Genomic DNA, 14,869 nt, shown 5'->3' on the forward strand with positions numbered 1-14,869 from the left:
ATGTTATTAACGTTTGTACTTATCGCTAAGGAGCTGAAGGAGTTTGTCAAAATTTTTCCGAATATTTTGCCTTTCTATCATTCTTTTTGGAAGCGTTTTCCCTAGTGCGTTTGCACAAGAAGGAAATTCTAATTCCGCATCCTATATTGATGTTACTACTATTGAACCAGGTGGAAATGCTGTAAAAGGAAGTCCATTAGTTACAGTTGTACCTGATCCATCAAAGCTAGTTCAGAAAGTACAATTTTTTGCAAAGGCTGTAAATGAGCCTGATTCTGTGTATTACCCGTATGCTCCATTATCGAAAGCTCCTTTTTCATGGAGTTGGGCTACAGGTGACCCTTGGGTTCCAGATGGTGAATATAGCTTACGAGTTGATATTACTTACACTTCTGGAGAGGTTGAAACTGTAGAAAGGAACGTCTTTGTTCAAAACTACGCGGAGCCAACATCTCCTGAATCACCAAAAGATTTACAGGTAACATCACGAACAGCCTCAAGTGTTGATTTAGCCTGGACTACCTCTACTTCTACAAAACTATTTAATTACGAAGTCTATCAAGATGGCGTAAAAATTGCTGAGACAAAAGATACGTCTTATGTGATCGAAGGTCTTGATGCCGATACTTTATACCAATTTAGGGTGAAGGCAAAAGATATCTATAATAATGTAGCCATTGATGATAATTCGATTACTGTATTAACGAATGAAACAGTTACATCCCAACCATTTATTAGTGAAATCCAGGCGCCTGAGCCTAATGGGGCTTCACCTAGAAGTGAAGGATACTCTGGAACGATTACTGTTTCAGTGACTGTTGAAGACCCAAGTGTAGAAAATGTGGAGCTTTTTGTAAAAACAACAGCTGCACCAGAAAGTGATTATTGGAAGTTTCCTATTACGAAAAAAGATGGGGAAACTTATAGCGTTGATTGGGTTACAACATCTGCTCCTGAAGGGACCGCGATTATAAAAGCAGTTGCTACAGATTCCAACGGGCAAAAGACAACGGTTTCAAGAGTATTCTTAGTAGACAATGTGATTGAAGGGTATATTCCGCCTGAGTGGGATCCTGCCGATACACCACCCGGGAATTACATCATTGCCTATTTAGCTGGCTGGGCAACATTAAGCGGATTTAGTATCATGCATGATTTAGATGCTAGCCGTCTTACACATGTCAATTACGCATTCGGACTTGTTGGACAAGACCATAAAATCAAAATGGAAAATCCAACAAATGACCTCCTTAATTTTGCGGAACTTCGCAAATTGAAGGAAAAGTATCCACATTTAAAAACTACTATCGCTGTCGGCGGTTGGGGTGGTTCCGGAGGTTTTTCTGAAGCATCCGCAACCGATGAAGCACGTACAATATTTGCTGATAGTGTAGTAGATTTTATTACTGAACATGGCTTTGATGGTGTTGACTTGGATTGGGAGTATCCGGTTAGTGGCGGAGGTCCTGGCACATATCCGAACCCTGCTGATAAGGATAACTACCCGCTTCTTTTAGAAAAGATTCGTGAAAAGCTTGATGAACAAGGAGAAAAAGATGGCAGGCATTATTCGCTTTCCATTGCTGGTGCCGCTAATACAGGCTTTGTAAAAAATACAACAATTGGGCTATCCCAACAATATTTAGACTATGTACAGGTCATGACTTACGACATCCATGGTACTTGGGAACCGCTTGCGGACCTGAACGCACCACTATATGATGACAACGGTAAAACATGGAGTGTTGATAAGGCGATAACGGCCTACTTAGATGCGGGTGTTCCTGCTGAAAAAATCGTAATGGGAGTTCCATTCTACGGATATCGTTACAATGTTACATCCAGTGAAAATAACGGGCTTCGTCAACCATACCAAGGCAGTGGTTCAGCAACATACGGAAAAATTATGCGTGAAGATTATGTAAATAACGGATATGAGCGCTTCTGGGATGAAGGAACTCAAACACCATATTTATTTAATGCAGAACAATCCATTTTTATCACATATGATGATCCAGAGTCTTTACAAATTAAAGCTAACTATATCCGTGAAAGAGGACTTGGTGGAGCGATGATCTGGGAGATCAGCCAAGACCATGGTATCGATCTACTAGACTCTTTATATCAAGTGTTAAAGGATCCAATTCAAATTGATTTAGACACAGTTAATATATCTATCACGAATAAAACCTTGCAACAAAACCAAAATGAGGAGTTTAGTCTTGAAGGCATCTTAGCTAACAACCAAGAGGCTGACCTGACAGATGCGGGAATTGAATGGTTTAGCTCCGATTCTAATGTAGCAGCCATTGAAGATGGCAAATTAACTGCAAATAATGCAGGAACAACAGAGATTTACGCAATTGTTTCTTACAAAGGAAAAGAGGTTAAATCGAACATCATTACCATCACGGTTGAGTCAACAGTTGAAACACTAACTGAACAAATCACTAGCCTAGAAGAAAATGGTGAGATTAAACATTCCTTATCTAAACAACTAACAAATCGATTAAAGCAGGCAGAACACCATTATCAAAAAGGTGACAGCAAACAAGCAATTAAACATCTTGCTGATTTTGTAAAACATCTAAATAATAGTGATGTATCGGCTGAAGTAAAAGCGATGCTGGAGACTAATGTCAAATCGATTGAACAATCGTTTATGAAGTAATCACATTAAAAAAGGTTTTCTAGGCGACTAGAAAACCTTTTTATATTCACTCTTTACTAAAATTCCCTATAAAAACCTCTTCGACCTCTACTTTTTCCTCAAGCAGCCCAGCAATTACCGCTCCACCAACTGGTTCAATCCCTGGTCTAATAAGCTTGGCATGGATTGAATACTTTCCAAAAATCTCTTCCATTGGCCCCTTAAATAAATCAAGTCGGTTAAAAAGCCCTCCCGCAAGGACGACAGGTATTTCATCCGCTCTTTCCGATCCGGAAAATTGTTTGATTGTTAAACAGCTCACTGCTTCTCCGATATGAATTGCATTTTTTCGTATGATTGCTTGGGCAACCGGGTCTCCATGGTCAGCTGCTGTAAAAACATATCTGCTTAAAGAAGCGATCAATTCCTTTGGATTTACTGCGTTATAGATGGTATGGATGATATCCGGAAGGGCCAGCGCATGAAAATGGTCACATATTAATGTAGTTAACTCTGTCCTTTCTCCTAATCCATCATGTGCCCGAAAAGCTGCTTGTAATCCTTCACTGCCCACAGCAAAACCACTTCCACCCTCACCCAGCAAGTAACCCCAGCCACCCACACGGTCAAGAACACCTTCACTGTTTAAACCAAAGGTAATCGAGCCAGTACCTGCAATTTGAACAACCCCTGGTTTTCCTAAAGTACCTGAATATAGGGCTGTGATTGCGTCGTTATTAACCGTTACTGGAATGGACCCAGGCAATAAGGATTCTAGTAGTTGCTTCATCTCTTTCCGCGCTGATGGATGATCAACTCCGGACATCCCTGCATACACTCTTTTCACCTCTAAAAAGGCATCCTTGCTCTCGGTTTTTAATCTTTCTATTAACTTGCCAAGCTCTATTTTTAAGTCTTCCTTTTTCACGTTATTTGGGTTCGACGCCCCTACCGTAGCTTCAGCGATGATTTTTCCCGTTTCAGTGGCAATAACCCCTTTTGTTTTTGTTCCACCACCATCAATGCCTAGGATATACATTCATGATTCCCCCATTATTTGTTATAAAAAAGACTAACCCATTTTCGAGTTAGCCCTTGATTTCAATTGTGCTTTTTCTTATCCATTAAAAATTCTACTGCTTCACGAGTAGCATTTAAATGCATAAGCGTGTCATCGTATTGTAATGAGGCTACACACATAAATAGAATATCAATTACTTGTAGTTGTGCAATACGAGAAGATGTAGCCCCACTTCGAAAAGTAGTTTCCTTGGTTACGGAAGTATATAGCTTTATATCTGCGAAATCGGTAACAATTGAACTGCCATACTTTGTTAAGCTGATAGTTGTGGCATTTTTCTCCTTCGCCAACTGTAATACCCTTGCAACCTCTTTTGTTTCCCCTGAAAACGAAATTCCTACCACCACATCTTCTTCTTCTGCATTGGCAACCTGTGTTGCCGCCATATGCATGTCTGCAAAAGCATAAGCTATTTTATTTATTCTAAGAAATTTTTGCTGTGCATCCTGAGCGATAATACTAGATGCCCCTACACCAATAAAATGGATTTTTCTTGCATTTCGTACTACCTCAATCGCCTTTTCCAGCTCATCCACACTTAGTAGTTCAGCCGTTTCACGAATCGTTTGTATGCTATTATTTGTCATTTTTTCTACAACAGAAACAATCGACTCATTTGGCTCAATATCACTAAATCCCGAATCATTTGTTTTCTGAAGATCCCCTGCGATGCGCAGTTTTAAATCCTGAAATCCTTTTAGATTAAGAGATTTACAAAGCCTAATAACGGCTGCACCACTTGTTGAGCTTCTTTTTCCTAATTCGTTTGCAGTCAAGGAAATAGACTCCTGTGGGTTTTCAATAATATAAGAAGCAATTTTCTTCTCAGAAGGCGGTAAGCTTGGAAGCATTTCGGTAAGAATGACAAGTCCTCCATTTGTAGACATACATGTATCAGCTCATTTCTTTTTATCTAAACTGGATTTTGAAAAACAATCCCATTTATAAATAGTTTATTCTAATCTTTAATTTTAACTGAAAGAGGGCAAATCTTTCAATGAAATTATAGGTCCTTCTTCATCACGTGAAATGTACGAGTGATTTCGAATCCTGTCTTTTTATAAAGATACCCCGCAGATGTTTTTTCTCCTGTCCAGAGGAACCAGGCACCATGTAAGCTTTCTGATTTCATATTTTGTAAGCATAAATGCAATAAAATTTTTCCTAATCCTTTTCCTTGCTGTTCAGGGTCAACCCCAAAAGGACCGAATCGGTCTGGTACCTGCTCATAGCCACCATAAATACAGAATCCCACAACTTTATCACCTTGTCTTGCAACAAGAATTCGCTCCATCGGCAACCCTTGTAAAACTCCTTCACGGATAGCTCTACCCCAATCAGGGTTAAACTTCAAATTCGCAAATTGAATGACCTCGTAAAGATCTTTATCCTCAGCTTTTGTAAAGGTATATCCCTCTTCTTCCCTTTGTTTCACAAGCTCTTTTATTTCATCTGAAAGCTTAAAATCTACTAAATTACGATCCATCGCGATTGGAGAATATAGCTTTGTAAATCCTTGTGCCTGTAAGAATTGAAAGGCTTCCGGATAAGCATCCTCATCAATACCGGGCATGATATAATTTGGCGCATATGAAGAGAAAAAGACATGCTTTCTATTATTCTCTTTTAAAAATTCAACCGCCTCTAACATTAATTGCGCACCAACACCAGATCTTTGGTGATTTTTATCAACGAAAAAGAATGGAATCCACCCATTATCTGGTTCTAGATCTGTACCAAACATTGGCAACAGCCTTCTAACCGCGTATACACAGCCTACTAATTTATTATTCTCAAAAGCGAGCCGCATTCCAGCTGGATCAAAGTTTGCATCTAATAAAACAAGATTACGGAAACGCTTTGATGTAATCGGGTCCTTCCATAAAGATTGATTCCATAGTTCTACAATTTGTTTTTCATCACCTGATTGATAATGTCTATATTCCACCATACTAATTCACTCCCTTAGTTGCTAAATCGATTGCCTTTCGAACAAATCCATTAGCTGAATGAATATGCTTTTTTGCCTCTTCAAAGGAAACACCTGCTCTAATCATGACGATAGCTGGCTTAACCTCATAATTTGTTATCTCCAATACTTCCTCCGCTTTACTATAAGGCACATTCGTGATTGTTGAGACGATATTTTTAGCTCGTTCCTGCAGCTTAATATTACTTACTTTTAAATCGACCATTAGATTTTCATAGACTTTTCCAACTTTGATCATCGTTGAAGTCGTAATCATATTTAAAATTAGTTTATGGGCAGTCGCAGCCTTCATTCGAGTTGAACCCGTTACGACCTCAGGTCCTGTTTCAACCTCGATGGCAATGTCAGCATGCTGACTGATTTTGGAATTTTTATTGCTAGATAGACTAACAGTCTTTGCACCAATTTGCTTTGCATACTGAAGGGCACCAATTACGTAAGGCGTTCTTCCGCTAGCTGCAATCCCAATAACGACATCAATGTGTGTCAGATTTCGCTCTTCTAAATCCGTCGCACCTAAATGAATATTATCTTCTGCACCTTCTACCGCTTGAATAAAAGCATTGTTTCCGCCCGCAATAATTGCTTGCACAAGGTCAGGAGGAGTACTGTAGGTTGGTGGACATTCAACCGCATCCAAAATACCAATTCTTCCACTTGTTCCTGCCCCAATATAAAATAATTTGCCACCCTGACTTAAAGATTGATAAACTAATTCCACTGCTGCTTCTACTTCAGGCAGGACATCTTCTACTCGATAAGCAACCGTTTTGTCCTCATTATTAATTGTTTTTAAGATATCCATTGTGGACATATTATCAATATGTCCAGAATGCTTATTCCTCATCTCAGTTGTTAAAGCTGATATATTAGTCATATGTTTACCATCCTATTTATACAAAAGATATGGTTCTCTTTGTTTTTTGAAAGAAGCGACCTGCTTATTGCATGTCTCCAAAAAGTCACTTGAAGTCCCATTTAAAATATGTTTTTTTAATTTTTTCGTTCCTGCTAATAAATCAAAAAAGTATTTTCCATTATGATTACTAATGAAACTGAAATCATTTGGATACATTTCAGCTATCGTTTCTATAAGTAAAATTCCCGCTTCTAAAGAATTTAATTTTCGTCGATCTACTACATGCAGTTGTATTCCTCCGCAAACCTCGTCTTTATGCTTTTGGTAAGTAGGAATAAACGATGTAGGGCGTGCTAGCACACCTGAAACCTTATTTTGGTTAAATGTCTTTGCTAACCTGTGCCCATCAATAAATGGGGCACCAATATATTCAAAGGGCCTAGTTGTTCCTCTTCCTTCCGAAAGATTCGTTCCTTCCACTAGACATATTCCAGGATATAAGATATTCATATCAATGTTCGTGGTGTTCGGTGAAGGCGGAACCCAAAAAAGATCTGTTTCGTCATAATACATATCCCTTTTCCAGCCTTGCATTGGAACCACCGTTAACTCACAATCATACCCAAATTCATGCTTATACAATAAAGCTAGTTCCCCGACAGTCATCCCATGTCTGTTCGGAATTGGCAGTAAACCAACAAAGGACCTTACATCTTCTTCAACTAAATTCCCTTCAAGCTTTTCTCCTGAAACAGGATTAGGCCGATCTAATACGATAAATTCTTTACCTTGCTCGGCACAAGCCTCCATCACATAGGCCATTGTATAAATGAAGGTATAATACCTTGAGCCGATATCCTGGAGATCAAAAACAACAACATCAACAGTCTCAAGCATTTCCTTACTAGGCTTTCTGCTTTCCCCATATAGGCTAAAAACAGGTAAACCTGTATATGGATCTATTGTCGACTCTACCTTTTCCCCTTCTTTAGCATCCCCTCGAATCCCATGCTCCGGAGCGAAAAGGGCCGTTAACTGAATGTCTGGGTGTTCATGGAATAAATCGATGGTAGGAATGAGCTGATGATTGACACCTGTCATATTTGTAACAAGTCCAATCCGTTTTCCTTTAAACTCTTGTACTCTCGTTTCCAAAAAAACATCAAGTCCTAGCTTCATTTTATCCATTCACATCCTTCATTGGGGCAGAAACAACTGCCCTATCTGTCTTTCGGTTGGCCAACTGAATATTGGCTGCTGCATTAAGAGTGAAGACAGCCATGATACCGACATATAACAATAGAAAGCCAATAATGGTAAGCGATAATAACACAGTAATCGAAGCAATTTGAATAAATAATCCAAATGAATAAACCGGTTTCGCCATAAATATTCGGATGGACTTATTCATCACAGTAAAGATTTTGCTATCTTCGTTAACAAGAAGTGGAATCGCATATACTTGAGAGACTAAGAACATGAAACAAAAATAGGTTTGGAAGATGCTAAAAATAAAGAGTCCATACCCACCATTTATTTCAAAATAGTACCACCATGTAGATACTGGGATTAAAAGTGCAACTAAATAGAAGAACCCAATAATTAATGACCTTTTATAGAAGCGGCCGAAAGAAGAAAAAAATCCAGGTATGACTCTTATTCTTTTCTTCTCTAAAACTTGCTTCATCACTACAAGTACTGCGACTGTTGCCGGAAATAATGTTAAAAATAGATAAACTATCGCACTCGGAAGCGGTAATATAAAGATAGCCGGAACTAATAATAGTGACCACAGAACACTAACACCTAAAACCGTTGTGATGTTCGTAAAAATCTGATTACCTGTTTTGACTAATAGTTTACTTATACTTAACATTTTATTACTCCCTTTTTTAGACGATTCTTAATTGTGTTGCGGGGTCAAACAAACTCATTTTTTCAAGGTTGAAATACAATTCTTTCTTCTGAAGTGATTCAACTTTATATTCCGATGATACCTTCGCTGTAATCGTTTCTTCACCAATTGAGAAATAAAGCAATAGCTCTGAGCCTAAATGTTCAACTGCTTTTATGATTGGTGCAATGATATTTTTTTCAGGCTTTGTATGCATTGCGTCTGTATTAATAATATCCTCAGGTCTAATACCGAAGACAACCTCTTTACCTTGGTATGCATCGTATTTCTTAACTAAAGACTCAGGGATTGTAAATGTATAATCAGCTGTAACAATTTGATTTCCTGATAGTCTTGCCTTTGCGAAGTTCATTGGAGGTGATCCAATAAATCCAGCTACAAACATGTTCTTTGGATTGTTATATAGTTCTTCAGGGGAAGAAATTTGTTGAATTTCACCTTGATTCATGACAACAATTCTCTCTCCTAACGTCATAGCCTCAACTTGGTCATGCGTTACATAGACAATCGTTGCTTCCAGCCTCTTATGAAGCTCTGCTAATTCAATACGCATTTGTACACGTAATTTTGCATCCAGATTACTTAATGGTTCATCAAATAAGAACACACTAGGATTTCGAACAATCGCACGGCCTACTGCAACACGTTGTCTTTGACCTCCGCTCAGTTCCCTTGGCTTTCTTTCTAATAATGATTCGATGTTTAATATTTCAGATGCTTCCTTGATTTTTTTCTCAATTTCTTGTTTCGGAACCTTTAAATTTTTCAATCCAAAGGAAAGATTCTCCCTAATTGTCATATGTGGATATAATGCATAATCCTGGAACACCATGGCAATATCTCTTTCTTTCGGGTGGACTTTATTGACTAAGCGATCACCGATGAATATATCTCCTGATGATTGTCTTTCCAGCCCTGCAATCATACGTAATGATGTTGTTTTACCACAGCCAGACGGCCCAACAAACACGAGAAACTCTTTATCTTTAACAGTAAAGGTTGAATTATTAACAGCCTTTACTTTTCCTTTACTTTCATCTTCAAATTCTTTCACTACATCGACAAACCTAACTTCTGCCATACGTAAGAGCCTCCTATCCTTTCACTGCACCAATTGTAATTCCACGTAAGAAGTATTTTTGCAATGCTAAAAATATAATAAACATCGGTAGTGCTGTTAAAACAGCACCTGCCATCATTGCTCCATAATCGGCTGTATACTGATATCTAAAGCTAGTTAAACCAACTTGTAACGTTCTCATCGCATTTGAGTTTGTTACTAGGAATGGCCAGAAGAAGCTATTCCAGTTCGCAACAAATGTGAAAATCCCAAGAACGGCTAGCCCCGGCTTTGCCATTGGCAGCATAACCTTCCAGAAAATCATTGGTTCTGAACAAGCGTCAATTCGTGCAGCATCAATTAATGTTGACGGTAAAGATTGCATAAACTGTCTCGCCAAAAACACGTTTGCAGTTGTTACCAAAGTTGGAACGATTAGAGCTGTATACGTATCAGCAATTTGGAATGTGTTAACAACTAAAATATATAACGGAATTAATGTTACTTGGCTCGGTATCATCATAGATGCAAGTAAAATCCAAAATATCGTATTTCTCCCTGGAAAACGCAGCTTGGCAAATGCATAACCAGCAAGGGATGCAAAGAAAACATTTGATAATGTAAGAATTGTAGAAACTACAACACTATTAAAAAACCATCTACCAAAACCACCAACTTCAAATACTCGCTTATACGCATCAAGAGTCGGCTGTGTTGGAATTAATTGTGGTGGTACTTGTGTAATCGCACTTGTATCCTTAAAAGAGGAAGTGATCATCCATAAAAGTGGGATAAACGTTAAGATTGCCCAAATGGTTAGGACAATATAGATTAAAACTTTACCAATTTGCTTGACGGTCTTTCTATTTCTATCTTTTCTCTCATCCTCTAATAATTGTTTTTCAAAATTAGTGACGGGGTTTGTATTCATATCTATCAATTCCTCCTAGTATTCCACATCACTAGACATGAATTTAAATTGTAGTATAGAAATGACAATGATAATAAAACCAAGAACAAATGATTCTGCCGCTGCTAAACCAAAGTCAAATGCTTGGAATGCATGGTCGAATATTAAATATGCGATTGTTGTAGTTGCAAAGTTTGGTCCACCCTGTGTCATAACATATGCCTGTTCAAACACTTGGAATGATCCAATGATCCCCATGACTAACATGTATAATGTTGTAGGCTTTAATAATGGCCATGTAATATTTTTTAATTTAGACCACCAGCTGGCAGAGTCAATATCTGCGGCCTCATATAACGATTTTGGAATCCCGCCCATTGCTGCCAAATATAATAATACTCCGGTTCCATGACCACCAATATACGTCATTAGAATGAGAGAGAATAATGCAGTGTCTGGGTTTGCCAACCACATTTGTGAGTCAAATCCAAAAAATCCTAAGATTGCATTAAATAATCCTGCGCCTGTTGGATCAAAAATCCACAACCAAATTAATGACATTGTAATTCCAGACGTAACACCTGGTAAGTAAAAAGAAGCTTTAAAAAATGTTTGCGATTTACTATTTAGCGGGAAAATCATCATTGCTAAGAAAAGCGTGATAATGATGTTAACTGGCACTGTACCAACTGTGTAAATAACGGTATTCTTCATCGCTTTCCAGAAAATATCGTTGTTTAATAATGTTTTATAATTGTCCAACCCAATCCATTCGGAGCCCATAACACCGTACTTTTGAAAGCTGTATATAAAGGACATGAAGATTGGATAGACTGTGAAGAATAAAAATAATAGTAGCGGAACTGCAATAAAGGCGTAACACCAACCATAGTCTTTGATGAACTGTATAAAGTTTGACCATGAATATTTTTTTGCGTTTCCATTCCCAGGATTTGCTGATGTTTCCACTGTTTCATCTCCTTTACATTTCTGAGCTTCCACATACCTGCGGAAGCTCAGAAATACTACCTACTTAAGACCAATTGAGTCTGCACCTTTTTTCCAAGCTTCGATCGTTTCTTCAGCTGTAGCATCACCGATAATGAATGATTGGTAATTAGGAATAACAACTTCCATTCTAACTTTCCATGCTTTATCTGGTAGATCTTCAGTTAATTTTGCTGCAGGTGTTAGACTGCCAAGGTATCTTTGAATAAATTTACCGTTTGGAGTATCTAATTGAAGCATATCAGAGAATTTCTCTTGACCTGTTTTTAATGCAGGTGGTAAGAACATTGTTGCAGCAGTAATACTTGATTCAGTACCAGTTAAGTGTTTTAAAACTTTAGCCGCATTTGCAGTGTGCTCGTCACCTTGGTAATTCTTTTGTTTAAATAGCATTAAACCACCGGCACCACCGTAAGCCGACTCTTTTTCGCCATCTTTATGTGGCATTGGTAATAATACAAAGTCGATTTTTTCGCCTTTTACTTTACCAGCGTCAATATCTGCATTTCTTTGGTTAACCTCATTGATTTTGTATGGGCCTGTACGTCCATAAATCGCTGCTTGAAGATTGTTGAACATTTCATCTGCTTTTGCCGCATCAATTCCACCAGTTTCTTTTGGCATGATCCCTTCATCTCTAAGCTTTGCTATGAAGTTCAAAGTTTCTAATGATTTTTCGCCTGTTAATGTGAACGAACCATCTTCTTCAACTTGGTTACGAACACCATTGTTCATTAATAGATGTGTAAACGTTTCTTCGTTTTGTCCTTGAGTTACAAAACCATACGTATCCCCATGCGTTGCGGTCTTAGCGATTTCGTAGAACTCGTCCCAAGTCCAGCCTTCGTTTTGTATCTTTTCAACGTCTGCTCCTGCAGCTTCAAGTAATGCACGGTTTCCACCCCAAGTGTGGACAGATAGGTAATGCGGGATACCCCATAGTTTACCCTCATATGTGTATACATCTTTACCATATTGCTCGATATCTGCTAATTCATCGTCATTCATATATTCATCTAAAGGAAGTGCTAATCCAGTGTTGATAAATTTTGCATTAAGCAATGAGAACATGATATCTGGTGGGTTACCAGCATTTAATGCAGTTGTAAATTTCTTTTCACCTTCAGCCCATGATAAAACTTCATATTTAACTTTAATATCCGGATTTTCCTTTTCAAAATCCTCGACTAAAGCCTGCAAGTCTTGTTCATAGCTATTTGCACCTGTTTCTTCATTTCCTTGGTAGTGAGGATATGTCCAAACTGTTATTTCGTCTTTGCCTTTTTTTGCATCTTTTTTCTCACCCTCGCCAGCGCTTTCTTTTGACGAGCAGCCAGCCGCTACTAGTAGAAGTAGTGCGATACATAAAATTAATAACTTCTTCATGCTTGTTTTCCCCCTGTTTTTGTTAGTTTATATGTTTACTTTGACCTTTTTAATAGAGTCAAAGGTAAAACCTGGTTTATGCAATTAGATTTCGTGTCCTGGAATAAATCCCCTTCTTACATTACCGCCAGTTGGGAATTTCAAGGTCTGTGCATATTTTGCTCGACTCACACAGCCTCTTATCGTTCCGAGCGCTTTGTAATAATCATGGTAACGGAATGAAGTTGAATTCATGATGAACCAATAATGTGACAATGCTTCCAGATATGTGTCAAATTCTTCTGATACGTCTACAAAAATATCAGGAACATACCCCTCCATGTCTTCCCAGTTTTCACTATGATAGAATGGATAGAAATGAGCTGGTAGACCTTCTAGATCAAATCCGGGAAGACCTGCCTTTAATTGAGCTGCTTCTACAATTCGCGGGCAAAGTGCATGATCAGGGTGCATACTGTTTACCCAGTGAGTGATTACTACAGTTGGGCGAAGCTTACGCATTAATGTAGCAACGCGCGTAACAATTTCATCGTCCATTTTTAATTCTGCATCTTTATAATCTAGTGTTATACTTTTTCCACCTAAAATCTCAGCCACTTTTTCAGCTTCTTTGATCTTCTGCTTGCGATAATCTTCAACTGAAATATGTGGAGGGTTTCCTTTTTCTCCTGCTGTTAAATGAACAAAAGTTACATCCCATCCGGCTTTTGCATATTTATGTGCAATTGCCCCACCTTGAATTTCAACATCCCCGCAGTGTGCCCCTACCAGGACTAAATGCTTCTTTTTTTCCATCTCGTTACACCTCTCTTATTTTTTGCCAATATGAAATTCTTCTTTAAAAATGATAAGAAGAAATTACCATAAAGATAACGCTTTCAATGCAGATAAAAAAATATAAAAATGCTTTATACTAAACTTAAGAACTACCAATAGTATATCACGGAAATAATATAAATGAAATCAAATTTTAATAAAAAATATATTACCTTGTTTTTATATTTCAATAATCCATCACTTTCACTTACCTTACAAACGTATGGCTGACTCGTGAATGAGTCAGCCACTTTTAACTTTTTTATTAACCTAAAACTCCGCGTTTCGCTATTTCAATTGCATTTCGAACAAACCCATTTGACATTTGAATACAACTTTTTGCAGTTTCGAAATTGACACCCGCTTTGATCATCACAATAGCTGGCTTTACTTCAAAATTCGAATGTTCTAATACTTCTTCCACCCTTTCATATGATTCATTCGTAATTGTAGACACAATGTTCTTTGCACGTTCCTTTAATTTCACATTACTTGGATTCACGTCCACCATTAAATTTTCATATACCTTACCGAGTTTAATCATGGTTGAGGTTGTGATCATGTTCAAAATGAGTTTATGGGCAGTTGCCGCTTTCATACGTGTTGAGCCTGTGACCACTTCTGGGCCTGTCGCTACATCAATTACAACATCTGCGTATTTACTAATCATTGAATCCTGATTACTCGATAAACTGATTGTTTTTGCCCCAATCTTTTTTGCATATTGAAGGACGCCGATCACATACGGTGTTCTCCCACTTGCTGCAATTCCGACTACTACATCTAGGCGGGTGAGCTTTTTTTCTGCTAAATCCTTTGCGCCTTGATGAGTGTCGTCCTCTGCCCCTTCGACAGCCTCCACCAAAGCGATCATTCCCCCCGCCATTATTCCTTGAACAAGCTCGGGTGGAGTGCTATAGGTTGGTGGACATTCCACTGCATCAAGAATACCAAGTCGCCCACTTGTCCCAGCTCCTACATAAAATAATCTGCCACCATTAAGAAGCGATGTATGGACTATATCGACAGTCGCCGCAATATCGGGTAATACTGCTTCTACACTATAGGCAACCGTCTTATCCTCGTCGTTAATCGTCCTTAATATCTCTCCGGTCGACATTTTATCGATAGTAGTACTATTTTCATTTCTCGATTCTGTTGTTAATGCTGCAATTTTTAACATGTATCATCCAT

The 14,869-nt window shown here is 38.2% G+C and carries 13 protein-coding genes; 1 reads left to right on the plus strand and 12 read right to left on the minus strand.

The genetic code is table 11. The features are described 5' to 3' along the window. The first annotated feature begins 43 nt into the window (after positions 1-43). Entirely contained in the window at positions 44-2,671 is a 2,628-nt protein-coding gene (locus tag LKW28_RS05280; RefSeq protein ID WP_229139298.1) for a glycosyl hydrolase family 18 protein, read from the plus strand. A 46-nt stretch (positions 2,672-2,717) separates the two neighbouring features. Here the strand turns inward: LKW28_RS05280 and LKW28_RS05285 are convergent, their stop codons facing one another. From LKW28_RS05285 to murQ (LKW28_RS05340), 12 genes are all read right to left on the minus strand, one after another. After that, complete coding sequence (locus tag LKW28_RS05285) at positions 2,718-3,689, minus strand: N-acetylglucosamine kinase (protein ID WP_229139299.1); 972 nt, start codon at positions 3,687-3,689, stop codon at positions 2,718-2,720. Positions 3,690-3,751: 62 nt separating this feature from the next. Beyond that, positions 3,752-4,618 carry a MurR/RpiR family transcriptional regulator gene (locus LKW28_RS05290; protein WP_229139300.1) on the minus strand — a complete coding sequence of 289 codons (867 nt, stop codon included), beginning with the start codon at positions 4,616-4,618 and terminating at the stop codon, positions 3,752-3,754. 116 nt (positions 4,619-4,734) lie between these two features. Next, the gene (locus tag LKW28_RS05295; protein ID WP_229139301.1) at positions 4,735-5,682 is read right to left on the minus strand and encodes a GNAT family N-acetyltransferase; all 948 of its coding nucleotides are present in this window, start codon (positions 5,680-5,682) and stop codon (positions 4,735-4,737) included. A gap of 1 nt (position 5,683) precedes the next feature. Further along, the gene (murQ, locus tag LKW28_RS05300) at positions 5,684-6,598 is read right to left on the minus strand and encodes an N-acetylmuramic acid 6-phosphate etherase (protein WP_229139302.1); all 915 of its coding nucleotides are present in this window, start codon (positions 6,596-6,598) and stop codon (positions 5,684-5,686) included. 12 nt (positions 6,599-6,610) lie between these two features. Continuing rightward, a complete protein-coding gene (locus LKW28_RS05305; protein WP_229139303.1) occupies positions 6,611-7,768 on the minus strand; it encodes an exo-beta-N-acetylmuramidase NamZ domain-containing protein in 1,158 nt (385 codons plus the stop codon). Further along, entirely contained in the window at positions 7,761-8,456 is a 696-nt protein-coding gene (locus LKW28_RS05310) for a DUF624 domain-containing protein (RefSeq protein WP_229139304.1), read from the minus strand. The genes LKW28_RS05305 and LKW28_RS05310 overlap by 8 nt, the downstream gene beginning before the upstream one ends. A 16-nt stretch (positions 8,457-8,472) precedes the next feature. Beyond that, positions 8,473-9,576: an ABC transporter ATP-binding protein gene (locus LKW28_RS05315; protein WP_229139305.1), complete on the minus strand. Its 1,104-nt coding sequence runs from the start codon at positions 9,574-9,576 to the stop codon at positions 8,473-8,475. A 13-nt stretch (positions 9,577-9,589) separates the two neighbouring features. After that, positions 9,590-10,486, minus strand: a complete 897-nt coding sequence (locus LKW28_RS05320) for a carbohydrate ABC transporter permease (protein WP_229139306.1) — start codon at positions 10,484-10,486, stop codon at positions 9,590-9,592. Positions 10,487-10,501: 15 nt separating this feature from the next. Further along, entirely contained in the window at positions 10,502-11,374 is an 873-nt protein-coding gene (locus LKW28_RS05325) for a carbohydrate ABC transporter permease (RefSeq protein ID WP_229139383.1), read from the minus strand. A gap of 120 nt (positions 11,375-11,494) precedes the next feature. Continuing rightward, positions 11,495-12,859 (minus strand): ABC transporter substrate-binding protein, encoded by a 1,365-nt coding sequence (locus LKW28_RS05330; RefSeq protein WP_229139307.1) that lies wholly within the window; start codon positions 12,857-12,859, stop codon positions 11,495-11,497. 84 nt (positions 12,860-12,943) lie between these two features. Then, the gene (locus LKW28_RS05335; protein WP_229139308.1) at positions 12,944-13,654 is read right to left on the minus strand and encodes a PIG-L deacetylase family protein; all 711 of its coding nucleotides are present in this window, start codon (positions 13,652-13,654) and stop codon (positions 12,944-12,946) included. Between the two features lie 286 nt (positions 13,655-13,940). Continuing rightward, positions 13,941-14,858 (minus strand): N-acetylmuramic acid 6-phosphate etherase, encoded by a 918-nt coding sequence (gene murQ, locus LKW28_RS05340; RefSeq protein ID WP_229139309.1) that lies wholly within the window; start codon positions 14,856-14,858, stop codon positions 13,941-13,943. Positions 14,859-14,869: the final 11 nt, after the last annotated feature.

It is taken from the genome of Bacillus sp. REN16 (genome assembly GCF_020731355.1).
In the GTDB taxonomy this organism is placed as follows: Bacteria; Bacillota; Bacilli; order Bacillales; family Bacillaceae_L; genus Ferdinandcohnia.

What these genes read in the sequence shown, in the direction of transcription:
- LKW28_RS05285 (WP_229139299.1), bottom strand. Translation starts at nt 3,689, where the DNA reads ATGTATATCCTAGGCATTGATGGTGGTGGAACAAAAACAAAAGGGGTT.
- LKW28_RS05290 (WP_229139300.1), bottom strand. Translation starts at nt 4,618, where the DNA reads ATGTCTACAAATGGAGGACTTGTCATTCTTACCGAAATGCTTCCAAGC.
- LKW28_RS05295 (WP_229139301.1), bottom strand. Translation starts at nt 5,682, where the DNA reads ATGGTGGAATATAGACATTATCAATCAGGTGATGAAAAACAAATTGTA.
- murQ (WP_229139302.1), bottom strand. Translation starts at nt 6,598, where the DNA reads ATGACTAATATATCAGCTTTAACAACTGAGATGAGGAATAAGCATTCT.
- LKW28_RS05305 (WP_229139303.1), bottom strand. Translation starts at nt 7,768, where the DNA reads ATGGATAAAATGAAGCTAGGACTTGATGTTTTTTTGGAAACGAGAGTA.
- LKW28_RS05310 (WP_229139304.1), bottom strand. Translation starts at nt 8,456, where the DNA reads ATGTTAAGTATAAGTAAACTATTAGTCAAAACAGGTAATCAGATTTTT.
- LKW28_RS05315 (WP_229139305.1), bottom strand. Translation starts at nt 9,576, where the DNA reads ATGGCAGAAGTTAGGTTTGTCGATGTAGTGAAAGAATTTGAAGATGAA.
- LKW28_RS05320 (WP_229139306.1), bottom strand. Translation starts at nt 10,486, where the DNA reads ATGAATACAAACCCCGTCACTAATTTTGAAAAACAATTATTAGAGGAT.
- LKW28_RS05330 (WP_229139307.1), bottom strand. Translation starts at nt 12,859, where the DNA reads ATGAAGAAGTTATTAATTTTATGTATCGCACTACTTCTACTAGTAGCG.
- LKW28_RS05335 (WP_229139308.1), bottom strand. Translation starts at nt 13,654, where the DNA reads ATGGAAAAAAAGAAGCATTTAGTCCTGGTAGGGGCACACTGCGGGGAT.
- murQ (WP_229139309.1), bottom strand. Translation starts at nt 14,858, where the DNA reads ATGTTAAAAATTGCAGCATTAACAACAGAATCGAGAAATGAAAATAGT.